Source organism: Brevundimonas sp. NPDC058933 (assembly GCF_049315965.1).
GTDB lineage: Bacteria > Pseudomonadota > Alphaproteobacteria > Caulobacterales > Caulobacteraceae > Brevundimonas.
Map to the genome: position 1 here is coordinate 177,886 of NZ_JBMOSL010000002.1, position 21,139 is coordinate 199,024.

General features: G+C 67.5%; 19 protein-coding genes. 2 read left to right on the top strand and 17 right to left on the bottom strand.

Annotated elements, in window-relative coordinates; all coding sequences use genetic code 11:
- Positions 1–40: 40 nt before the first annotated feature.
- Both ACOZBP_RS06760 and katG read right to left on the bottom strand, forming a co-directional pair.
- Positions 41–928 (bottom strand): hydrogen peroxide-inducible genes activator, encoded by an 888-nt coding sequence (locus ACOZBP_RS06760; RefSeq protein WP_422675909.1) that lies wholly within the window; start codon positions 926–928, stop codon positions 41–43.
- A 153-nt stretch (positions 929–1,081) separates the two neighbouring features.
- Positions 1,082–3,328 (bottom strand): catalase/peroxidase HPI, encoded by a 2,247-nt coding sequence (gene katG, locus ACOZBP_RS06765; RefSeq protein ID WP_422675637.1) that lies wholly within the window; start codon positions 3,326–3,328, stop codon positions 1,082–1,084.
- 261 nt (positions 3,329–3,589) lie between these two features.
- On the opposite strand from katG, the gene ACOZBP_RS06770 reads away from it, so the two are divergent.
- Entirely contained in the window at positions 3,590–4,144 is a 555-nt protein-coding gene (locus tag ACOZBP_RS06770; RefSeq protein WP_422675638.1) for a peroxiredoxin, read from the top strand.
- Positions 4,145–4,326: 182 nt separating this feature from the next.
- Entirely contained in the window at positions 4,327–4,860 is a 534-nt protein-coding gene (locus ACOZBP_RS06775) for a carboxymuconolactone decarboxylase family protein (RefSeq protein WP_422675639.1), read from the top strand.
- A gap of 69 nt (positions 4,861–4,929) precedes the next feature.
- Here ACOZBP_RS06775 and ACOZBP_RS06780 read toward each other — a convergent pair whose 3' ends face one another.
- From ACOZBP_RS06780 to ACOZBP_RS06850, 15 genes are all read right to left on the bottom strand, one after another.
- A complete protein-coding gene (locus tag ACOZBP_RS06780; protein WP_422675640.1) occupies positions 4,930–5,349 on the bottom strand; it encodes a helix-turn-helix domain-containing protein in 420 nt (139 codons plus the stop codon).
- 113 nt (positions 5,350–5,462) lie between these two features.
- Positions 5,463–5,906: a helix-turn-helix domain-containing protein gene (locus tag ACOZBP_RS06785; protein ID WP_422675641.1), complete on the bottom strand. Its 444-nt coding sequence runs from the start codon at positions 5,904–5,906 to the stop codon at positions 5,463–5,465.
- Positions 5,903–7,492: an apolipoprotein N-acyltransferase gene (lnt, locus tag ACOZBP_RS06790; protein WP_422675642.1), complete on the bottom strand. Its 1,590-nt coding sequence runs from the start codon at positions 7,490–7,492 to the stop codon at positions 5,903–5,905. The genes ACOZBP_RS06785 and lnt overlap by 4 nt, the downstream gene beginning before the upstream one ends.
- Entirely contained in the window at positions 7,489–7,944 is a 456-nt protein-coding gene (gene ybeY / locus ACOZBP_RS06795; RefSeq protein WP_422675643.1) for an rRNA maturation RNase YbeY, read from the bottom strand. The genes lnt and ybeY overlap by 4 nt, the downstream gene beginning before the upstream one ends.
- Positions 7,945–8,937: a PhoH family protein gene (locus ACOZBP_RS06800; protein ID WP_422675644.1), complete on the bottom strand. Its 993-nt coding sequence runs from the start codon at positions 8,935–8,937 to the stop codon at positions 7,945–7,947.
- 78 nt (positions 8,938–9,015) lie between these two features.
- Complete coding sequence (gene miaB, locus ACOZBP_RS06805; protein WP_422675910.1) at positions 9,016–10,374, bottom strand: tRNA (N6-isopentenyl adenosine(37)-C2)-methylthiotransferase MiaB; 1,359 nt, start codon at positions 10,372–10,374, stop codon at positions 9,016–9,018.
- Positions 10,375–10,486: 112 nt separating this feature from the next.
- Positions 10,487–10,963, bottom strand: a complete 477-nt coding sequence (locus tag ACOZBP_RS06810) for a Fur family transcriptional regulator (RefSeq protein ID WP_422675645.1) — start codon at positions 10,961–10,963, stop codon at positions 10,487–10,489.
- A 28-nt stretch (positions 10,964–10,991) separates the two neighbouring features.
- Complete coding sequence (rimI, locus tag ACOZBP_RS06815) at positions 10,992–11,414, bottom strand: ribosomal protein S18-alanine N-acetyltransferase (RefSeq protein WP_422675646.1); 423 nt, start codon at positions 11,412–11,414, stop codon at positions 10,992–10,994.
- The gene (gene tsaB / locus ACOZBP_RS06820; RefSeq protein ID WP_422675647.1) at positions 11,411–12,112 is read right to left on the bottom strand and encodes a tRNA (adenosine(37)-N6)-threonylcarbamoyltransferase complex dimerization subunit type 1 TsaB; all 702 of its coding nucleotides are present in this window, start codon (positions 12,110–12,112) and stop codon (positions 11,411–11,413) included. Before tsaB ends, rimI begins: the two co-directional genes overlap by 4 nt.
- A gap of 22 nt (positions 12,113–12,134) precedes the next feature.
- Complete coding sequence (locus ACOZBP_RS06825; RefSeq protein ID WP_422675648.1) at positions 12,135–12,503, bottom strand: helix-turn-helix domain-containing protein; 369 nt, start codon at positions 12,501–12,503, stop codon at positions 12,135–12,137.
- A 71-nt stretch (positions 12,504–12,574) separates the two neighbouring features.
- Positions 12,575–13,171 carry a helix-turn-helix transcriptional regulator gene (locus tag ACOZBP_RS06830; protein ID WP_422675649.1) on the bottom strand — a complete coding sequence of 199 codons (597 nt, stop codon included), beginning with the start codon at positions 13,169–13,171 and terminating at the stop codon, positions 12,575–12,577.
- A 151-nt stretch (positions 13,172–13,322) separates the two neighbouring features.
- The gene (locus ACOZBP_RS06835) at positions 13,323–13,880 is read right to left on the bottom strand and encodes a NifU family protein (protein ID WP_422675650.1); all 558 of its coding nucleotides are present in this window, start codon (positions 13,878–13,880) and stop codon (positions 13,323–13,325) included.
- A 115-nt stretch (positions 13,881–13,995) separates the two neighbouring features.
- Complete coding sequence (locus tag ACOZBP_RS06840; protein ID WP_422675651.1) at positions 13,996–14,463, bottom strand: universal stress protein; 468 nt, start codon at positions 14,461–14,463, stop codon at positions 13,996–13,998.
- 185 nt (positions 14,464–14,648) lie between these two features.
- Positions 14,649–19,508, bottom strand: a complete 4,860-nt coding sequence (locus ACOZBP_RS06845; RefSeq protein WP_422675652.1) for an NAD-glutamate dehydrogenase — start codon at positions 19,506–19,508, stop codon at positions 14,649–14,651.
- Between the two features lie 408 nt (positions 19,509–19,916).
- Entirely contained in the window at positions 19,917–21,080 is a 1,164-nt protein-coding gene (locus ACOZBP_RS06850; protein WP_422675653.1) for an AI-2E family transporter, read from the bottom strand.
- Positions 21,081–21,139 lie beyond the last annotated feature (59 nt).

Genomic DNA, 21,139 nt, shown 5'->3' on the forward strand with positions numbered 1-21,139 from the left:
CTGGCGGCCTAGGGCTGCGGCGCCTCGCCGCCCGCGCGCGTCAGTCCAGTTTGAGGGCTTCGGCCAGAAGCCGGGCTTCCGCCGCACGGCTGGAGCCGGCGCGCCAGGCGACGACGATCTCGCGGCGGGGAGCGTCGGCGGAGATGGGGCGGACGACGACGCCGGGGTTGTCGGCCAGCCCGGCGGTCACGGCCATCTGCGGCAGGAAGCTGACGCCCAGGCCGGCGGAGACCATCTGGACCAGGGTGTGCAGGGAGGTGGCGGCGAAGACGTCCTCGCCGCGCGGGGCCTCGATATTGACGGCGGCCAGGGCCTGATCGCGCAGACAGTGGCCGTCCTCCAGCAGGATCAGGTCGTCGGACTTCAGCATCCCCTCGGGGATGGGCCCCAAACCGGCCAGGGGGTGGCCGACCGGGGCGGCGGCCAGAATCTCGTCGTCGCCGATGCGGGCGTGGTCGATGCCCGGCGCGTCGTAGGGCAGGGCGATGACGGCGGCGTCCAGCTGCCCCGCCTTCAGCCCGGCGATCAGGCGCGGGGTCAGGTCCTCACGGATGAAGAGACGCAGGGCCGGATACTGCTCGCGCAGGCCGGGCAGGGCGCTGGGCAGAAGGAAGGGGGCGACGGTGGGGATGATCCCCAGACGGAAGCGGCCCGACAGGGGCTTGCCGGCGTTTTTCGCCGCCTCGACCAGGTCCTCGGTGCGGGCCAGGACGTCCTCGGCGCGCTTGACCGCCTCGGCGCCGACGGCGGTCAGTTGCACCGCGCCGCGCGTGCGCTCGACGACGGGCGCGCCCAGGATCTTCTCCAATTCCTGCACCCCCGCCGACAGGGCCGGCTGGCTGACGTGGGCGGCCTCGGCGGCGCGGCTGAAGGAGGCGTGTTCGGCCAAAAGCTTGAGATAGTGGAGCTGTCGCAGGGTGGGGAGCATCCGCCCCACATAGGCGCTTCCTATGGTTGAGGCAAAGTCCATCGAAGGAACATCCCTTCCTTCATCGTTGCGAGGGGGCGGCTTAAGGCTGAAAACCGGCGCCGCCCCCCATATTTCGTAAGCCCCTCCCCACAGGTGGGGAGGGGCCGTCGGTCAGCCCGCCGATCGCTGGGCGCGCAGGCGGGCGCGAGGCAGGTCGTAGCGGTCGTTCTCCATGACCTGGACCCAGGCCGCGACGAAGTCCCGGACGAACTTCTCGCCCGCGTCAGCCGAAGCGTAGACCTCGGACAGGGCGCGCAGCTGGGCGTTGGAGCCGAAGACCAGGTCGGTGCGGGTGGCGGTCCACAGCTGCTCGCCGGTCAGACGATCCGTGCCGACAAAGGTCTCGTCGCCCTCGCCGTCGACCTGCTTCCAGCCGGTCCTCATGTCCAGCAGGTTGACGAAGAAGTCGTTGGTCAGCTGGCCCGGCCGGTCGGTGAAGACGCCGTGCTTCGAGCCGCCGTGGTTGGCGCCGAGGACGCGCAAGCCCCCGACCAGCACCGCCATCTGGGGCGCCGTCAAACCCAGCAGTTGCGCCCGGTCGATCAGCAGCTCCTCGGTCGGGACGTTGAAGCGCACCTGCAGATAGTTGCGGAAACCGTCGGCGCGGGGCTCCAGCACCTTGAAGCCGTCCACGTCGGTCTGCTCGGCTGAGGCGTCGGCGCGACCCGGCGTGAAGGGGACCGCCACGTCATGACCCGCCGCCTTGATCGCCTGCTCGACCCCGACCCCGCCGCCCAGAACGATCAGGTCGGCCATGGAAACATTGGCGCCGGACGCCGCCTTGATGTCCTCATAGACCGTGAGCACGCGGGCCAGCTTCGTCGGTTCATTGACGTCCCAGTCCTTTTGCGGGGCCAGACGCAGACGCCCGCCGTTGGCGCCCCCGCGATGATCCGAGCCGCGATAGGTCACGGCCGAGGCCCAGGCCGTCGAGACCAGATCGGCGACCGACAGGTCGGAGGCGGCGATCGCGGCCTTCAATGCGGTGATGTCCGCATCCGACAGCGACGATCCGGTGTGCGCCGGGATCGGGTCCTGCCAGATCAGGTCCTCCGCGGGCACGTCCGGGCCGAGATAGCGGGCCTTGGGCCCCATGTCGCGGTGGCACAGCTTGAACCAGGCGCGGGCGAAGGCGTCGCCGAAATAGGCCGGATCGGCGCGGAACCGCTCCATGATCTTGCGGTACTCAGGGTCGATCTTGAAGGCCATGTCGGCGGTGGTCATCATCGTCGGCACGCGCTTGCCGGGCGTATGGGCGGCCGGCGCCAGGGTCTCGGGCGGGTTGCCCACCGGCTGCCACTGCTTGGCGCCCGCCGGGCTGCGGACCAGCTCGTAGTCGTGGTCCAGCAGCATGTCGAAATAGGTCATGTCCCAGGTGATCGGCGTGGGGGTCCAGGCCCCCTCGATGCCTGAGGTGATGGTGTGGTCGCCGATGCCGCTTTCGTGGCCCGAGATCCAGCCCAGGCCCTGCTGGGCGATATCGGCGCCCTCCGGACTTACGCCGACCTTGGAGGCGTCGCCGGCGCCGTGGGCCTTGCCGAAGGTGTGGCCGCCCGCGGTCAGGGCGGCCGTCTCCTCGTCGTTCATGCCCATTCGGGCGAAGGTTTCGCGAATGTCGCGGGCCGATTGCAGCGCCTCGGGCACGCCGCCCGGACCTTCCGGATTGACGTAGATGAGCCCCATCTGGATCGCGGCCAGCGGCTCCTCCAGCGCCATGTCCTTGTCGGGCTGGATGCGGGTCTGGTTGGCTTCGTCCCCGACCCAGTTTTCCTCCGTGCCCCAGTAGACGTCCTTCTCGGGCTCCCAGACGTCGGCGCGGCCGCCGCCGAAGCCGAAGACCGGCCCGCCCATGGACTCGATGGCGACATTGCCGGCCAGGATCATCAGGTCGGCCCAGCTGAGCTTGGAGCCATACTTCTGCTTGATCGGCCACAGCAGGCGGCGCGCCTTGTCTAGGTTACCGTTGTCCGGCCAGGAGTTGAGCGGGGCGAAGCGCTGCTGGCCCGCGCCGGCGCCGCCGCGTCCGTCGCCGGTGCGATAGGTGCCGGCCGAGTGCCAGGCCATGCGGATGAAGAAGGGGCCGTAGTGACCGTAGTCCGCCGGCCACCAGGGCTGGCTGTCGGTCATCAGGGCCGTCAGGTCACGCTTGACCGCGGCCAGATCCAGCGACTTGAACGCCTCGGCGTAGTCGAAACCGTCGCCCATCGGGTCGCCGGACCGGCCCTGCTGATGCAGGATGTCCATGGCCATCTGGTTGGGCCACCAGTCGCGGTTGGTGCGCCCCAGAAGCGAACGCAAGGCCGCCGGCTCCTTTTTCGGATCGTGGAGAGGGGTGGGGCCGCCTGCTTGTCCGTCCATGACTTTCCTCCTGTCTGGCTGATTATCGAAGGAGTCTACGCCCGCCTCGACGCCGAAGGAAAATCGATAAAGTTTCTGAACAACAACAGCTCAGGTTATGATCGAGGCAGGTTTTTCCGAAATTGCTGCATAAGCAAAACCTATTCGCACTTGCGAAATGATCGATTTGACTTCCGGGCCGCCGAAGCCCATCTGATGCCCATCGGCGATGCGCCTCCCTGCGTCGCCGCCTTTCATTCTTTGCAAAGATGGAGCACCCGCATGTTGGGCGTCGGTCAAAAACTGCCTGAATTCAAGATCACTGGCGTCAAGCCGGGCTTCAACGACCACGAAGAAAACGGCGTCTCGGCCTTCGAGGCGCTGACGCAGGACAGCTTCGACGGCAAGTGGAAGGTCATCTTCTTCTATCCGAAGGACTTCACCTTCGTCTGCCCGACCGAAATCGCCGCCTTCGCCAAGCTGGGCAAGGACTTCGAGGATCGCGACACCGTCGTGCTCGGCGGTTCGACCGATAACGAATTCGTCAAGCTGGCCTGGCGCCGCGACCACGCCGACCTGTCGAAGCTGCCGATCTGGCAGTTCGCTGACACCGGCGGCAAGCTGGCCCGCGACCTGGGCATCCTGGACGAAGAAAACGGCGTCGCCCTGCGCGCCACCTTCGTCGTGGATCCGCACAACGTCGTCCAGCACGTCTACGTCACCAACCTGAACGTCGGCCGTTCGCCGGAAGACACCCTGCGCGTCGTCGACGCCCTGCAGACCGACGAACTGTGCGCCTGCAACCGCCCGGTCGGCGGCGAGACCCTGGCCGCTTAAATACTGGCCAAGGCCAGGCTCGGACCGCGTTTGTATGGTCCGGGCCGCCCCCTTTGAAGAGGCGGCGGCAGGCGACTGTCGCCGCCTTTTTCACGCCTGACGTTCAGCCCTGACGGCCGCCGTCGGCGATCCCTATATCCTATCCGGCGCAAGCGGCGCCGTTGAGCAGAAGGAAGTTCCCCATGTCCCTCGACGCCCTGCGCGACCTTATCCCGGCCTATGGCAAGGACATCTCGCTGAACCTGTCCTCGCTGGCCAATGAGACGGTGCTGAACGACCAGCAGAAGTGGGGCTGCTTCCTGGCCTCGGCCCATGCCATCGGCGTTGCCCCGGTCGTCAAGCTGATCGAGGCCCAGGCCGCAACCGTCCTGTCGCCCGAAGCCCTGACCGCCGCCAAGGCCGCCGCCGCCATCATGGGCATGAATAACATCTACTATCGCTCGCTGCACCTGATGAAGAACAACGAGTACACCACCCTGCCGGCCAAGCTGCGCATGAACGTCATCGCCAACCCGGGCGTGGACAAGTTGGACTTCGAGCTGTGGTCGACGGCCGTCTCGGCCATCAACGGCTGCGGCGCCTGTCTGGACGCTCACGAAGGCGAGCTGCGCAAGCACGGCGTGCCGAACCTTCAGGTTCAGGCCGCCCTGCGTATCGGCGCCGTGGTTCACGCCGCCAGCCGGATCGTGGCCTCGGAAGCCGCGCTGGCCGGCTGATCCGGCAGATCGCAGACAACAAAAAGGCGCGGAGCGATCCGCGCCTTTCTCATTTGCGGTAGATCCCCGTCAGCTCTTGGCGCCGTCGCCTTCCGGCCCGGCCATCTCGCGCATCATGTCCAGGATCAGCTTCTGCTGACGCACCGACAGTTGCGGGGCCAATCGCCCGATTTCGATGCTCTGTCGGGTGGCGGGAAAATCGTGAACGAAGGGCTCCGCCTCGCCCTCGGCCATCCCCGGCGCCGACGTGGTCAGGCCCTCGAAGAAGTAGCTGATATCGACCTTGAAGAAACGGGCGATGTCCCAGAGCTTGGACGCGGAGACACGGTTGGCGCCCTTCTCATACTTCTGAATCTGCTGGAATGTCAGACCCAGGGCGCGGCCCAGATCACTCTGATTATATCCGAGGGCGATGCGTTTTTCGCAAACCCGCCGACCTACATGACGGTCCACCGGATGCGGACCATCCTCTGCAGCGCCTCTGACCATCACGCGTTCTCGCTGAAATCTACGCCCGAACTCAATTGTTCTGAAATGCGACGGATAGAGAGGTCTGTCATTACAATTCGCCCGACGCGGGTGTCCTGGCCGCCCGCCGTCCTCTAGTTCGCGTCCTCGTCCCTGAGGGCCCGGATCACCGCCAGAAGAGTTCGCTGGCGCGCTTCGGGGAGCTTTCTGGCGGCTGACCCGATCCTTTGAACGAGAGGATGCCCGATGCGAGGCGGTCCGACAAAGACCGCTTCACTACCGTCTTTCATTCCAGGTTGCGGTTGCTGCAGAACGATGCTGGCTGGCAGGCCGTCGTAGACCTCCGACACCTCTACGTTCATTGTCTTGCAGAACTGCCAAAGTCGCGCGGCCGGCACCCGGTTTTCCCCGCTCTCGTGACGCCCCCACTGATTGGCGGATATGCCCAGCTTCTGCGCCAGCTCGGCCTGGGTCATTCCACGATCTTCACGCATGAGGCGAAGACGGGCGCCCAGGGGCTCGTCGATGTGACGCGTCCGCTTGCGGTCCAGCTCTTCCTCATCGCCAGCCTTGGTCATGCACGCTTCCCGCGCCGCTTCCAGGACAGGCCGCCCGCCAGCGTCAGCGCCAGCAGGAGGCCGAAGAAACCATCGCCCCAACGGCCGTAGAGGGTGGGCGCCGCCGGCTCAGGCAGGCGAACGTCGATGACGCCGGCCTGGCCCGGGTCCAGTCGCTTGCCGTCCACAATCCGGCCCCAGGGGTCGATCATGGCCGAGACGCCGGTCGGGGTGGCGCGGGCGATGGGCAGGCCCGTCTCGATGGCGCGATAGCTGGCCAGGTTAAGATGCTGGCGCGGGCCCGAGGTGGCCCCGAACCAGGCGTCGTTGGAGACGTTGACGATCCAGGCCGGACGCGCCGCGCCGCTGGCCGGGGTGAAGCCGGGATAGAGGCTTTCGTAGCAGATCAGCGGCTGAACGCTGGGCGCATTGACCAGGCTGATGGGCGCTGGCCTGGGACCCGCGCTGAAGTCGGCCGGGACATGGACCAGGCTGCGCACGCCGATCCGGCTCATCAGGCGGCCCAGCGGCAGGTACTCGCCAAACGGCACCAGGCGATGCTTGTCGTAGATGGCGCCGATCCGCAGCCCCGCCGCGCCCTCGTCATTGAGCGCGAACAGGCTGTTGTAATAGCGCGCGCCGCCCTCGGCGGCCGGGTCGGCCTCGCCCCGGCTGATGCCCATCAGCAAGGTCTGGCCGGCCTGCAAGGCGCCGGCGACAGCCTGGGCGTCGGGCGAGTTGAACACGTCATTGGCCGTGGCGGGCAGGGCCCCCTCGGGCCAGACCACCACATCGGGAACAGCCGCCCCCGGTTGGGCCGTCATGGCGACATAGCGGTCGACGATCGCCTGATAGGCCTCCGGGCTCCATTTGGATTCCTGAGGAATATCGGCCTGGACCAGACGCACCAGGGTCGGACCGTCGACACGCTTTGCCGACGACAGGCGCAGGGTTCCAAAGGCGAACAGACCCGCCAGAACCGCCACGCCCGCACCGGCCGCGATCATGCGCGACCGCCGCGCGCCCGTGCCGACCAGCAGGCCGAGCGCCGACACGGCCGCCAGCGTCACCAGTCCCAGACCATAGACGCCGGCCACCGAGGCGAACTGCGACATGGCCGAGCCTGCCTGCCAGGCGGCGCCGGCCGGGTTCCAGGGGAAGCCGGTCAGCACATGGCCGCGCAGCCACTCCAGCAGGGCGAAGAGAGCGGCGAACAGCAGGACGCGCCGCACGGCCCCGCGCGGGGCGAAGCGACGATAGAGGGCCGTGGCCGTCCCAAAGAACAATCCCAGTCCCATGGGCAGCAGGCTGGCGGCGAAAGGCGCCATCCAGGCCTGATCCTTATTGACCAGAAAGGCCTCGGCCACCCACCAGCAGCCGATGAAGAAGTAGGCGAAACCGGCCAGCCAACCGACCCAGAACCCGCCCCTCGCCGTCCGCGACCGCTCGGCCAGCAGCATCAGCAAGGGATAGCCCAACAGGCCCGCCAGGATCCCGAACGGCGGGTGCGCCAGGGCGGCGCCGGCGCCGGCAAGCAGGGCCAGGGCCAAGCGGCCCCAGCGGTTCGTCAGCACGCCCCCCCAAGGGGCCGACAAACGGTCGCTCATGCATTCGCCTCGCGTTCGACGGCATAGGGATCGGCGACGTTGAGCCCAGCCAGGATCTCGCGCTCCTCGGCCTCCATCTCCTCAGCCTCGGCGTCGTCCTCGTGATCCCGGCCCAGAAGGTGCAGGACGCCGTGGACCACCAGATGGCTCAGGTGATCGGACAGGGTCTTGCCCTGCGCCTCGGCCTCGGCCGTGCAATAGGCGTAGCCCAGCACCACGTCGCCCAGATGCGGAAAGGCGCTCTCGGCCGCCGGGAAGGACAGGACGTTGGTCGGCCGGTCCTTGTCGCGGAATCGGGCGTTCAGGTCCCGGACCCCCGCGTCGTCGGTCAGCAGGACAACCACATCGCCCTCAACCGTTCCCAGGGCCGCTTTCGCCGCGCGCAGCACCACGGCCTCGACCTCCGGCAGGGCGGCGGTCCAGGCCGCATCCTCGACTTCGATCTCGATCATTCAGTCTGCGTCCTCGAGGTCCGGCGTCGGGCGATTGCGCGCGGTATCGGCGTCATAGGCCCGCACGATGCGTTCGACCATGGCGTGACGCACCACGTCCTCGGCCTTGAAGGCCTGAACGCCTACGCCCTTGACGTCCTTCAGGATGCGCAGGGCGTGACTGAGGCCGGAATCGCGCGGATTCAACAGGTCGATCTGCGACGGGTCGCCGGTCACCACCATACGTGCGCCTTCGCCCAGGCGGGTGAGCACCATCTTCATCTGCAGCCGCGACGTGTTCTGGGCCTCATCCACAATGATGAAGGCGTGGCTCAGGGTGCGGCCGCGCATGAAGGCGATCGGTGCGGCCTCGATCTCGCCCTTCTCGCGACGGCGCCGCACGTCCTCAACGCCGAGGATGTCGTTCAGCGCTTCCCAGATAGGGGCCAGGTAGGGATCGACCTTCTCGTTCAGATCGCCCGGCAGGAAGCCCAGCTTCTCGCCCGCCTCCACCGCCGGGCGCGTAATGACCAGCCGATCCACCTGGCCGCGCCGCAACAGGCTGGCGCCATAGGCCGCCGCGAGGAAGGTCTTGCCCGTGCCCGCTGGGCCGACGCCGAAGGTCAGCTCGCAGCGGCTCAGCAGGTCCAGATACTGGGCCTGGGCCGCCGTCTTGGGCGCAATGGCCCCCCGCCGTCCTACGGGCAGGCTGATGGCGTCCGGCACCACGCGCCCCTGATCCGGTCGCGGCTGCGACACCGCCGCGCCCAGAGCCATGCGGACGTCGGCCTCGGTGATCTCAGCCCCCGCATCAACCCGCTGGGCCAAGGTCTCCACCACGCGTTTCGCCTGGGCCCGGTCCCGCGCCGAGCCGTTGATCGAGACCCCGCCGCCTGGGGCCTCGACCAGCACCTTGAAGGCGTCTTCGATCAGGGCGACGTGGCGGCTGTTGGGACCGATCACGGCCCGCAGGGCCTGATCGCTGAGGGATAGGAATTCGGACTCTCTCGCCATAGGTTTCCTTGTTGGGGTCCCTAACACCTCGCTCACGGAGCGAGGCTGCTTGAGGGACGTCAAACTACAATACTGACACTAGATAGTGGCTGGGTCAGCCAAACGCCCGTTCAAGCTGTTCTGCGCGCCGCTGATGATCTCGACCGGAACGATCTGGCCCAGAAGATGATCCGCCCCGTCGACATGGACGGCCTGCAGATAGGGCGAGCGGCCGATGGCCTGGCCTGCGTAGCGGCCCTTCTTCTCGAACAGGATATTGAGGGTCCTGCCCGCCTGGGCGGCGTTAAAGGCGGTCTGTTGTTCGAACAGCAGGGCCTGCAAACGCTGCAGACGCTCCAGCCCGACCTTGTCCTCGATCTGGCCGGGCATGGTGGCGGCCGGCGTGCCGGGCCGCGGCGAATAGACGAAGCTGAAGGCGCCTGCGTAGGTCACCTGACGCACCAGATCGAGGGTGTCCTCGAAGTCCCGCTCAGTCTCGCCGGGGAAGCCCACGATGAAGTCGCCGGCGATGGCCATGTCGGGCCGCGCCTCGCGGATACGGGCGATCAGGTCGATGTATTTCTGACGGCCGTGCTTGCGGTTCATCAGTCGCAGCACCCTGTCCGATCCGGCCTGCACCGGCAGATGGAGGTAGGGCATCAGGACGTCCAGATCGGCATGGGCGGCGATCAGGTCGTCGGACATGTCGTTGGCGTGACTGGTCGTATACCGGATGCGGTCCAGACCAGGGATCTCGGCCAGGGCATAGGCCAGCCGGGCCAGGGTGAAGGGTTTTCCGTCCGGTCCCTCGCCGTCATAGGCGTTGACGTTCTGGCCCAGCAGGGTGACCTCGCGCACGCCCCGGTCGGCCAGGGCGCGGGCCTCGGCCAGCACCGCCGCCACCGGGCGCGACCACTCAGCGCCGCGCGTATAGGGGACGACGCAGAAGGTGCAGAACTTGTCGCAGCCCTCCTGCACCGTCAAAAAGGCCGTCGGGCCGCCACCGCCGCGCGCGACGGGCAGGGCGTCGAACTTTTCATGCGGCGCGAAGTCGGCGCCGATGCGTTCTCCACGCGCCCGCGCCGTGCGGGTCAGCAGTTCCGGCAGCTGGTGATAGGCCTGGGGCCCGACCACCAGATCGACCGCCGGCTGACGCTTCATGATCTCTTCGCCCTCGGCCTGGGCGACGCAGCCTGCGACCGCAATGGTCATGCCGCCGTCGCCGCGCGCGACCTTGCGCTCGCGCATCTGCTTCAGCTTGCCGAGTTCGGAATAGACCTTTTCGGCCGCCCGCTCGCGAATATGACAGGTGTTCAGAATGACGAAGTCGGCGGCGTCTGGCGCATCGGTCGTGGCGTAGCCAAGCGGGCGCAGGACATCGGCCATTCGCTCGCTGTCATAGACATTCATCTGACAGCCGTAGGTCTTGATGAAAAGGCGTTTGGGCGAGGCGGCCAGACCTTGGTCTTGCGCGGCGCCGTTCGCCAGGTCCACGGGCTTTTCGAGCGTGTCAGTCATGCGCGGCTTATGATCGCCGAAGCCGCCAACGGCAAGGCGAGCAGACGCAGGCTCAGCTGTCCGCAGGCTGGGTCCGGGCGGCGTGACGCTTGTAGATCAGGCCTTCGCGTTCGCTGGGCTCCACGCCCTCGATCGAATGGCCGTAGAGCTCCAGCTTGTGGCCGACCAGTTCGAAGCCCAGACGCTTGGCGATCTCGCTCTTGAGACGCTCGATCTCGGCGTCGAAGAATTCGATGACCTCGCCCGTCTTGGTGTCGATCAGGTGATCGTGGTGGTCGTCGCCGGCCTCTTCATAGCGGCTGCGGCCGTCGCCGAAGTCATGCTTCTCGACCACGCCGGCCTCTTCGAACAGTCGGACGGTCCGATAGACGGTGGCGATAGAAATATGCGGATCAATCGACGAAGCGCGGCGATACAGTTCCTCGACGTCGGGATGGTCCTCCGCCTGGGACAAAACGCGCGCGATCACCCGCCGCTGCTCGGTCATACGCATGCCGCGATCGGCGCAGAGTTTCTCGATCCGTTCCATGGATCGGAAGATAGGCTGAGCCGTCGTTTTATGGAAGCGGTCGCGACAAGTTCAGCGACAGGACCAGCGCATCCTCACGGCTTCCGTCCGTACGCGCATAATAACCGCGTCGTCGCCCCGCCTCGGCGAAGCCTGTCCGGCCGTAGAGAGCGCGGGCCGCGACATTGCCTTCGGCCACCTCCAGGAACATCCTCTCGGCGCCGAGCGCCGCAGCGCGGATGATGGCGGCTGTGACCAGACGCGCGCCCAAACCGCCGCGTCGTGCGGCGGGCCGTACGGCCAGGGTCAGGATCTCGGCCTCGTCAGCCACCACCCGGATCAGGATGAAGCCGTCGCCTTCCGACAGGACAAGAACGCCGGGCGAGGCCAGCAGCGCGGACAGGCTGGCCCTATCCCAGGGCGTCTCGAACGCCTCGGCATGGAGGCTGGCGAGATGCGCGGCGTCGGTCACGGCGTGGCTGGCGGACGCGGCTGGCCCGGCAGGCGACGGGGCGGAACAGCGTCCGGCGCGCGCAGGTAGAGAGGGCGAGGCGGAGCGGCCGCCGGATCGACCACGGCGGTCATATAGGCGAGAGCTTCGGGCGAGGGCGCCGGCAGTCGCGCGGCTACGGCTGCGCCCAGGCGCTCGGGAAAAGCCTCGACCAGCAGGGCGGCGCCCGACCCAACAAGGATCGGCGGCGCGCCGGCGGCGGCGTCATAGATGCGATCCGCCGCCGTCGCCAGCGGCAGGGCTTCGGCTCTGCCGAGGGGACGTCCGTCGCGGAACAGCCGCGCATAGACCTGACCCCGACGGGCGTCGATGAGGGCGGCGACCAGTCCCGCCGGCTTGATGGAGACCGCCAGCCCGTCCAGCGTCGAAAGGCCCACGACCGGACGGTCCAGGGCGGCGCTAAGACCCTGGGCGAAGGCAAGGCCGACGCGCAGGCCGGTGAAGGAACCCGGTCCGACTGTGACGCCGATGCGGTCCAGCGCCTCGAAGCCGCCGCCGGCTTCCCGGGCGGCGTCGGCCACAGCGTCCCGCACCATGCCCGCCAGCCGCTCCTGATGCCCCTTGGTCATCAGTTCCGACCGGACGCCCAGCAGACGCCCGTCCTCGACCACGCAGGCCGTGCAGGCGCCCAGCGCCGTATCCACGATCAGAACTCTCATCCCGGCCTTCCTATCGGGACGATCAGGCCGACGCCAGCGCCTCGACCACGCGCGCCACCGCTTGGCGAACCGCCGGGTCGGTGATGCGAGGAAAGGCCTGGGCCAGCGCGCGGCCGTCAGGGGTGGCCGTCAAGTCACGCGACGCCGCGTCGCCGTCGAGCGTATCCGCTCGCGCCGGGAAGAAGTCGGCCACGGAACAGCCGAGCACCGTCGCCACCTGATGAAGACGCGAGGCGGAGACGCGATTGGTCCCCTTTTCATACTTCTGCAGCTGCTGGAAACTGATCCCCAACTGCAGGGCGACGGCCGTCTGCGACAGTCCCAGGGCTGAACGTCGCGCGGCCATCCGCACGCCCACGGCGGCGTCTATGTCCTGAGTACGGCGGTTCATGAGCGGGCCTCCCTGATCGTAGCGACAAGAGAGTTTCACATCACGTCACAGGAAACAACTTTTTCGTTTCATCACTCGTCAACACGCGCAACCACCGCTGCGACCATGCGAGTTTGGACGCGCTGGATCCGTTCGATGGTCAACAGGGCGCCGGCGCCGCGCACAACCAGTTCGGCGTCGTCGGAGCGAACATAGAGCCGCGCCCGAAGGCTGCCGTCGTTCATTTCAATGACGCAGCCCTGATCACGGCGAGGCCAGCGTTCGGGAAGATATTCCAGCACCGTTCCTGCGGCGGCCCAGGGCGCGAGATCGTCCGTGGAGAGCTGAAGACGCCGTCGTTCGGCGACAGGAGCGGCCTCAAAAGCGCGACCACGGGACTTGAGACCGTCAGCCGAAGGCCCGGCCTGAAGGGCGGGGGCGGAGCCGATCAGGAGGACGAGATCCTCGGGCGTGGCGTCCAGGGCGCCGGCCAGACGGCGCTGCACGTCCGGGCGGAACAGGCCGGGACGCTTGCCGGCTTCGTACAGCCCCCAACCCTGGCTGGTCATGCCGATCCTCTGACCAGCCTCGGCCTGGCTCAGGCCGCGTTCGCGGCGTAGAGCGGACAGGGCTTCGCCGAGAGCGCGGCCTGCTGCGCCAGCGTCGTCATCGGAAGAGAAACGGGCCATGCAGCGATCATGCCCCACCGCCCGTCGGGACGATAGTGTTTCATGTGAAACATGAATGGGCGCGCTGAGCCAGGAGGGGGGGGCAGCGGCGTCCCCGGGTCCATCCGAGATAACGACGCCGGAATGCGCTCGAGCAACGCGTGTGGCGCGCTTAAATGACCTGTTCGACGCTGGTCACTTCGGGGATGTAGTGACGCATCATCTGTTCGACGCCGGACTTGAGCGTGGCGGACGATGAGGGGCAGCCCGAGCAGGCGCCGCGCATCCTCAGGCGCAGGACGCCGGTTTCCAGATCGAAATGATCGAACAGGATGTCGCCGCCGTCCTGCGCCACAGCGGGGCGGATGCGGCTGTCGAGCAGGCCCTTGATCTCGGCGACGATCTCACTGTCCTCAACGCCATCGTCCGCGACAGCGTCTACACCGCGCGTCAGCGGGGCGCCCGAGACGAAGTGGTCCATGATGACCGACAGGATGGAGGGCTTCATCACGCTCCAGTCCGGGGCCTGTCCGCCGCGCGTGACCGAGACATAGTCGGCGCCGAAGAAGACGCCCTCGACGCCTTCCAGTTCGAACAGGGCCTCGGCCAGCGGCGAAGCCGCGGCCTCGTCGATGGTGCGGTATTCCAGCACGCCTTCCGGGGCCACGTCGCGGCCCGGCAGGAACTTCAGGACATTAGGGTTGGGCGTGGGTTCGGTCTGGATGAACATGGCCGGGAGATGCGCCCGCTGCGCGGCATCTTCAAGACCTCATGAACGGCGCCCAGCGCAAATCGTCGCTCAAGCAGAGAACCCGCCGCGCGGCGAGCGATAGCGACCTCTGGAATTACGCCAGGTCTTCAATGTCAGCCTCGGTCAGTTCGCCAGGAACAATGGTCACAGGCAGCTTGCGGCCGCTGAAGGCGCCGCCCTGTTTCAGCACGGCCGAGACCAGGGGCCCGGGTCCGCGCGAGCCCGAACCGGCGGCCAGAACCAGAATCTTGATGTCAGGATCCGCGCCCACCGCCTTGCGGATGGCGTCCTGCGGATCGCCTTCCTCGATCAGGAAGATGGGTGCGGCTCCCGATTTCTCGGCCGCCTCTTCGCCTATGCGGGTCAGGAGAGCTTCGGCCTCCTCCCGCTGCTGCCTGCGGATTTCATCGCGAACGCCGGACCAGTGCTCATCCGAGCCCCCCGGCAGGGCGCGCAGCAAAACGACGCGGCCGCCCGTCGACTTGGCCCGCCGGGCGGCGTAGCCGAGGGCCGCGCCGAACTCGGGACTGTCGTCAACGACGACGAGAAACTTCCTGGGCATGGGATCTTCCGGCCTTGCGGATCTCTGAACAGCGGCGACCACCTAACGCCAAGCCGCCCCAAACGCCAAGACCGCTCGCTTCGCCAGGAAGGACGAAACGAGCGGACCCTGAACTGACGCCGAAGCGCGCGATCTGCGCTCAAACAGCGAGCGGCCGCGTCGCGAGCGTAGCGCTCCGGGAAGCCTTAACTTCCCAGAACCTCCCTGATAGCCCCGTTGGCGATGGTCAACTTGGCGAAGGTCCAGCCGGCGCCCGAGGTCTCGATCTCGTCCACGGCGGCGCGCAGGGATTCCACCTGACCCATGCGGGCGCCGATCCAGGCGTCCACGGCCTGTTCTGCGGTTTCCTCGCTGGCGCCCGCCGCCTCGGCCGAAGCCTTGGCCACAGCGCGGGTCAGCTGCTGCTGTTCGGCCATGAGGTCCTGGATCAGGCGACGTACGGCCAGACGATCGAAATGATCGCCCGACGGCACCGAACCGGCCGCGACGCGCAGACGGTCGAAATCGAAGGCGGCGCCGACCTGGTGATAGAGACGGGCCATCGCCGGGGCGCTCCAGCCCAGTTCATTGGCCAGATCGCCGATGTCGGCCGTAGCCACCATGGGCCGCAGCAGGGCGATGTCGCGGGCAAGGTCTTCCGGCGCGCCCAGGCCGACGAAGGTCGCGACGCGGGCCTCGAACTGCTTCTGCTCGAAGCGCGACAACACCTCCGGGCCAGCGGCGCGCAGGGCGTCGGCGGCAGGCTGATAGGCGGCGATCATGCCGCCGACCGTGGTTTCCGTACGCGCGGCGCGGCGGGCCAGCCAGTAGGTCTGGCGACGCAGGACCTTGGCGATCTCGCGATAGAGGGCCGTCTGCGCCTCGGCCGGGATCTTCAGGTCGAGGGCGGACACGGCCGTCCAGGCCTGATCCAGACGGAAGACCTGACGTGCGGTCTCGAAGGCCGTGACCATGGCGGCGGTGTCGCACTCCGCCGCCGCACGCAGACGGTCGGGGAAGGTCGGACCGGCCATGTTGACGATCTCGTTCGACAGGACGGTGGCGATGATGTCGCGGCGCAGACGGTGACGCTTCATGTCGTCTTCAAACTTCGCCAGCGGAGCGGGGAAGTAGTGGACCAGCAGGCGCTCGAAGAAGGCGTCGTCAGGCGCCGACGAGCCCACGATCTCGTCGAACAGCTCCAGCTTGGAATAGGCCGTGAGCACCGCCAGCTCGGGACGGGTCAGGGCGGAGCCCTGCAGCTTCATCTCGGCCATGCGGGCGTCGTCGGGCAGATATTCCACCGCGCGATTGAGCTTACCCAGCGCAGACAGGTGCTGCATGAAGGCCTGCTGGGCGTCGAGCGCGTCGGCGCCCTCGGCCTGCTGCAGGCTGACAGCCAGGGTCTGGTCGTAGTTGTGGGCGAGGACCTTGAGGCCGACCTCGTCAGTCATGGACTTCAGCAAGGCGTTGCGATCCTCGGCCTTGAGATGACCCGAGGCGATGGCGCCGCCGGTGAGAATCTTGATGTTCACCTCGTGGTCGGAGGAGTCCACGCCCGCCGAGTTGTCGATGGCGTCGGTGTTCAGGCGCATGCCCGCGCGCGCCGCCTCGATGCGGCCCAGCTGGGTGGCGCCCAGGTTGGCGCCTTCGCCCAGGACCAGAGCCCGGACTTCGCCGCCATTGATGCGAATGGCGTCATTGGCCTTGTCGCCAGCCTGGGCGTTGGTCTCGCCGGCGCCCTTGATGTAGGTGCCGATGCCGCCGAAGTAGAGCAGCTCGGCCCGTGCCTTGAGGATGGCCTGCATCAGGGTGGTCGGATCGACGCTGTCGGCCTCGATATCCAGCAGGGCCTTGATCTGCGACGTCAGGGTGATGGTCTTGGCCGAGCGCGAGAAGACGCCTCCGCCTTCCGAGATCAGGCTCTTGTCATAGTCCTGCCAGCTGGTGCGCGGGGTCTCGAACAGACGCTGACGCTCGGCGAAGGACTTTGCCGTGTCCGGGTTGGGATCGATGAAGATGTCGCGGTGGTCAAAGGCGGCGACCAGCTTGATCGCCTTGGACAGCAGCATGCCGTTGCCGAAGACGTCGCCGGACATGTCGCCCACGCCGACCACGGTGAAGGGCTCGGATTGAATGTCCTTGCCCATCTCGCGGAAGTGACGCTTGACCGCCTCCCAGGCGCCGCGCGCGGTGATGCCCATCTCCTTGTGGTCGTAACCGGCCGACCCTCCCGAAGCGAAGGCGTCGTCCAGCCAGAAGCCGTAGGACTGGCTCACGCCGTTGGCGATGTCGGAGAAGGTCGCCGTGCCCTTGTCGGCGGCCACGACCAGATAGGGGTCGTCGCCTTCCCAGGCCACGACATTGCCCGGACGCACCGGCGCGCCCTCCCCGACGATGTTGTCGGTGATGTCCAGCAGCCCGGACAGGAAGGTCTTGTAGGCGCGGATGGCCTCGGCCTGGATGGCGTCGCGGTCGCCGCCGACCGGCAGACATTTGGGATAGAAGCCGCCCTTGGAGCCGACCGGAACGATGACCGAGTTCTTGACCTGTTGGGCCTTCACCAGGCCCAGGACCTCTGTGCGGAAGTCGTCGCGACGGTCTGACCAGCGCAGGCCGCCGCGCGCCACGGGGCCGAAGCGCAGGTGGACGCCCTCGATGTGCGGGGCCCAGACGAAGATCTCGCGGAAGGGTTTGGGCAGCGGCAGGTCTTCAAGCTCGCGCGAGGCGATCTTGATCGAGATGTGCGGCTTGGCGTGGCCCCCGGCGTCGACCTGATAGAAGTTGGTGCGCTTGACGGCGCCGATCAGCAGGGCGATGCGGCGCAGCACCCGGTCGTGATCCAGACTCTTCACATCCTGAAGCAGGGCGATGATCTTGTCGTTCAGCTCGGCGACCAGAGCTTCACGCTCTTCAACCGAACCGCCGTGGGCCGGATCGAACTTCGCCTTGAACAGCGACAGGATGGCCCGGGCCACCGTCGGATACTCGCGCAGGGCCGTTTCCTGCACCGCCTGCGACGGGTCCAGGCCGGTCTGCTGGCGATAGCGGGCCAGGGTGCGGATCAGGGCCGCCTCACGCCAGTCGACGCCCAGTTCCAGCACCAGACGGTTGAAGCCGTCGCTTTCGGTCCGGCCGCTCCAGACCGCGGAGAAGGCGGCCTCGAACGGGGCCTTGATGTCGGCAAAGGTCAGGGCCTCTCCGCGCGGATCCTCGAGCAGGAAGTCGTGGATGTAGACCGGCGTGTCGCCCGTCGTGCGAATAACGTGGTCCGACTCTTCCAGCGTCTTCAGACCCATGTCGGCCAGGATCGGCAGGACGTCCGACAGGGGCACGGCGGAGCCGCGACGATAGAGCTTGAAGCGGAACTGCAGCGCGCTTTCGTCGGCCGTCCGGAAGGCGCGGACCGCTACCGGTTCAGCATGAACGCCATCGGCGGCCGACCCGTCGTTGAGACGGTCGAACTGTTCCAGGTCAGCCACGGCCTCGGCGGCGTCATAGCGGGCGCGATAGGCGACGCCAAAACCGTCAGCCCATTTGGCGCTGGTGGGACCGACAGCGACTTCGTCGACATCGGCGGCGCGCAGGGCGGTCTCGAAGCGGTCGATCCAGCTGCGGCCGGCCTCGGCCACCTCGGCCTCCAGGGCCTTGAGATCGGGGTCCAGGTGGGCGCCCGGCTCAACGCCGATGATGTAGTGGACGCGGGTCAGGGGTTGGTCCGACAGCTGCGGATACCAGGCCGAAACCCGACCGCCCCAGGCCTTGGCCAGGATTCCGCCGATGCGCTGACGCAGGCCCGCGTCGAAGCGTTCGCGCGGGATGAAGCAGAGGACCGAAACGAAGCGGTCGAACGGATCGCGGCGCGTGAACAGACGGATGCGCGGGCGGTCATACAGGTGCAGGATGCCGAGCGCCGTCTCCAGCAGCTCGTCCTCGCTGATCTGGAACAGCTCGTCGCGGGGGTAGTTCTCGAGGATGTTCTTAAGGCGCTTGTAGTTGTGGCTGCCTGGGGCCTTGCCGGCGCGCTCCAGAGCGTTGGCCGCCTTGCGCCGGATCAGCGGCACCTCCTTGGCCATCTTGTCATAGGCTTCGGCGGTGAACAGGCCGACGAAACGGGTCTCGCCCGAGGCCTTGCCGTCCGCGCCGTAACGCTTGACGCCGACATAGTCCATGTAGGCGCGGCGATGCACGCGCGAGCGGATATTGGCCTTGGCCACCGTCACCGGCTCGCTGAGGTCAAGCTGGCGTTGCATGGCGGCGGTCAGGACGGCGGGCTCCGAAGCGCGACGCAGGACGCGGCGTTCGGGATCGCCGAGAACGCCCAGGCCCTGGTCGGAGATGTCCAGCGGCGCCTCGGGCGCATAACCGCCGTCGGCGCTGCGCGGATAGGCGTAGTCGCGGGCCCCCAGGAAGACGAAGTGGTCGCTCTTGGCCCAATGCAGGAAGGCGATGTTCTCGTCCAGCACGGCGGGATCAATGGCGGCGGGCGGCGTGGCCTCCAACTGCTCGACGGCGTCCTGCATCAGCTGGACCATGGCGCCGTGGTCGGTCACCGCGGCGCGCACGTCAGCCATCGCCTGGGCCAGGCCCTCGCCGAGAGCGTCGCGGCGCTCCTGCGGCAGGGGGTCGATGACCGCGATGATCAACGAGTCGCGGCGCCCCGACTCGACCTCGACGACCGGGTGGAACAGGGCGCGCACGGTAACCCCGGCGTCAGCCAGCTCGCCCAGGACGCTGTCGACCAGGAAGGGGGCGTCGTCCTGCAGGATCAGGACACAGTCATAACCCGTAGCGACGCCGTCGGCCCCGGTCAGCGGACCAACGGTGACGCGGGCGGGGTCGCCGGCCTGGCGGGCCTTGGCCGAACGCCAGACGAGACCCAGAAGGGCGGCCACGTCGTCGCCGCCCAGTTCCGGCGCCTCATCGGCGGCGTAGTCCTCAAAGGCCTGGGCCAGCAAAGACTTTTCAGCCGCGCCCGGGGGGCCGGCGACAATCCGCGCATAGGCCGCTTCCAGCGCCTCCAGAGTGGCTGGGGTGGCGGAAACTGTGCGCGGAGCGGCGGACATGGTGAGGTCTCGAACAGCACGGCCGAAGGCCGCAGGGATTTGACCTCGTCACCTTAGCGCCGCTGGCGGAACTGGCTAGGGCGCCGGGGGCGGCTCAGACCCTGAATTTCAGTGTGCAGCGCACCATGTTGCGCCAAAGGCCCACAGTTGGGCGAATTCCGGTCGCCTGAACAGCAAGGACGACAATAACCGCCCCAATTCAGCCGTGATGCGGCGAGGGTCGCCCTCAAGAAATGGACCCGAAAAGAACAAGGCCGCCGAGCGTGAAACGCTCGACGGCCTGCTTGGGGTCCGGCGCAGGAGGGGGGAGGGAGCGCCGGTCCTCTGGACTTCGCGGCCGGGAGGGGGAGGGGGCCGCGTCGTCTGATTGGGTAGATAGTCGCCAGATATGGCGGATCAAGGGCAAGCTCAGTCGTCGAGGCCGTCTTTTTCATGCGGCGGCTTGCCGCGCCCCAGCAGGCGTCTGAACCAGCCGCCGCCCGCCGAGGCCGACGGAGGCGCCGTCTTGCGCGCGGCGTAGGGCTCGCCATCCCCGGACAACAGGACCGCCATCCAGCGAGAGCCCTTGAACTCGGCCAGAATGGCCATGGCCATGACCGCCAGCGGCGTCGACAGGAACATGCCCGGGACGCCCCACATCTTGCCCCAAAGGGCCAGGGCCAGAAGAACCACGACCGGATCGATGTTCTGGTTGTCGCCCTGCATCCGGGGCTGGATCAGGTTTCCGACGATAAACAGCAGGGCCTGCAACCCCACCAGAAGGATCAGGGCGGGCCAGTAGCTCTCGAACTGGACCAGGGCGAACAGGGGCGGCGCCAGGCCCGCGATCGCCCCGCCCAGGACCGGAATGAAGCCGACGATGAAGATGACAAAGGTCCAGAACTCGGCGTTCTGCAGGCCGACCGCCCGCATCAGGACCCAGGCCACCAGACAGATCAGCGCGCCGGTGACGGCCTGAACCCAGAGATAGCCCTCGACCCCGCCGCGGACGCGGTTGAACACCTCCAGCGCCTCGTTGCGGGCGCCGCGATCAGGGAACATGGCGACGATCTTCTTGCGGAAGCCTGCCTGGGAGGCCAGCAGGAAGCCCAGATAGACCATGACGAAGAAGGCGCCCGAGGCGACTCCCTGCGCCTGCATCGCCGCCTGGGTCAGCCAGCCGCGCACGTCGATGCCGGCGATCAGCTCGTTCAGGGTCGGCGGGTCCGATAGGCCCACCAGACCGCTGATGTCGGCGATGATGTGGTCCAGTCGCGGACCGATGCTGGCCGAGACCCCGGAGGCGTCGGTGAAGAAGCCCGCCGCTCCGTCGACGATGATCCAGATCGACAGAAGAAAGCCCAGAACCACCAGGATCAGCGCCGCCGTCCCGGCGAAGCGCGACGGCACGGGCGTGCGATGCTCTATCGCCCGCTTCATCCCGTCGATCATGATCATCAGGAAGATGGCCATGGCCAGGGGCGTCAGGATGTCCCTGAGCCAATATAGGGCCGCGCCGCCCGCCACGACGGCGATCAGGACCAGGGCGTTGCGCGCGACCGAAGAGGTCTGAAGCGAGATAGGCAGTTTCATGAGGGGGACTGTCACGGGCGGCGGGGACAGCGTCAATCGCTGTAAAGCCTTGCGGTTCC

Bases quoted from the DNA above. Each gene is read 5' to 3' on its own strand.
- ACOZBP_RS06760 (WP_422675909.1), bottom strand. From the start codon at position 928: ATGCTCCCCACCCTGCGACAGCTCCACTATCTCAAGCTTTTGGCCGAA.
- katG (WP_422675637.1), bottom strand. From the start codon at position 3,328: ATGGACGGACAAGCAGGCGGCCCCACCCCTCTCCACGATCCGAAAAAG.
- ACOZBP_RS06770 (WP_422675638.1), top strand. From the start codon at position 3,590: ATGTTGGGCGTCGGTCAAAAACTGCCTGAATTCAAGATCACTGGCGTC.
- ACOZBP_RS06775 (WP_422675639.1), top strand. From the start codon at position 4,327: ATGTCCCTCGACGCCCTGCGCGACCTTATCCCGGCCTATGGCAAGGAC.
- ACOZBP_RS06780 (WP_422675640.1), bottom strand. From the start codon at position 5,349: ATGGTCAGAGGCGCTGCAGAGGATGGTCCGCATCCGGTGGACCGTCAT.
- ACOZBP_RS06785 (WP_422675641.1), bottom strand. From the start codon at position 5,906: ATGACCAAGGCTGGCGATGAGGAAGAGCTGGACCGCAAGCGGACGCGT.
- lnt (WP_422675642.1), bottom strand. From the start codon at position 7,492: ATGAGCGACCGTTTGTCGGCCCCTTGGGGGGGCGTGCTGACGAACCGC.
- ybeY (WP_422675643.1), bottom strand. From the start codon at position 7,944: ATGATCGAGATCGAAGTCGAGGATGCGGCCTGGACCGCCGCCCTGCCG.
- ACOZBP_RS06800 (WP_422675644.1), bottom strand. From the start codon at position 8,937: ATGGCGAGAGAGTCCGAATTCCTATCCCTCAGCGATCAGGCCCTGCGG.
- ACOZBP_RS06810 (WP_422675645.1), bottom strand. From the start codon at position 10,963: ATGGAACGGATCGAGAAACTCTGCGCCGATCGCGGCATGCGTATGACC.
- tsaB (WP_422675647.1), bottom strand. From the start codon at position 12,112: ATGAGAGTTCTGATCGTGGATACGGCGCTGGGCGCCTGCACGGCCTGC.
- ACOZBP_RS06825 (WP_422675648.1), bottom strand. From the start codon at position 12,503: ATGAACCGCCGTACTCAGGACATAGACGCCGCCGTGGGCGTGCGGATG.
- ACOZBP_RS06830 (WP_422675649.1), bottom strand. From the start codon at position 13,171: ATGGCCCGTTTCTCTTCCGATGACGACGCTGGCGCAGCAGGCCGCGCT.
- ACOZBP_RS06835 (WP_422675650.1), bottom strand. From the start codon at position 13,880: ATGTTCATCCAGACCGAACCCACGCCCAACCCTAATGTCCTGAAGTTC.
- ACOZBP_RS06840 (WP_422675651.1), bottom strand. From the start codon at position 14,463: ATGCCCAGGAAGTTTCTCGTCGTCGTTGACGACAGTCCCGAGTTCGGC.
- ACOZBP_RS06845 (WP_422675652.1), bottom strand. From the start codon at position 19,508: ATGTCCGCCGCTCCGCGCACAGTTTCCGCCACCCCAGCCACTCTGGAG.
- ACOZBP_RS06850 (WP_422675653.1), bottom strand. From the start codon at position 21,080: ATGAAACTGCCTATCTCGCTTCAGACCTCTTCGGTCGCGCGCAACGCC.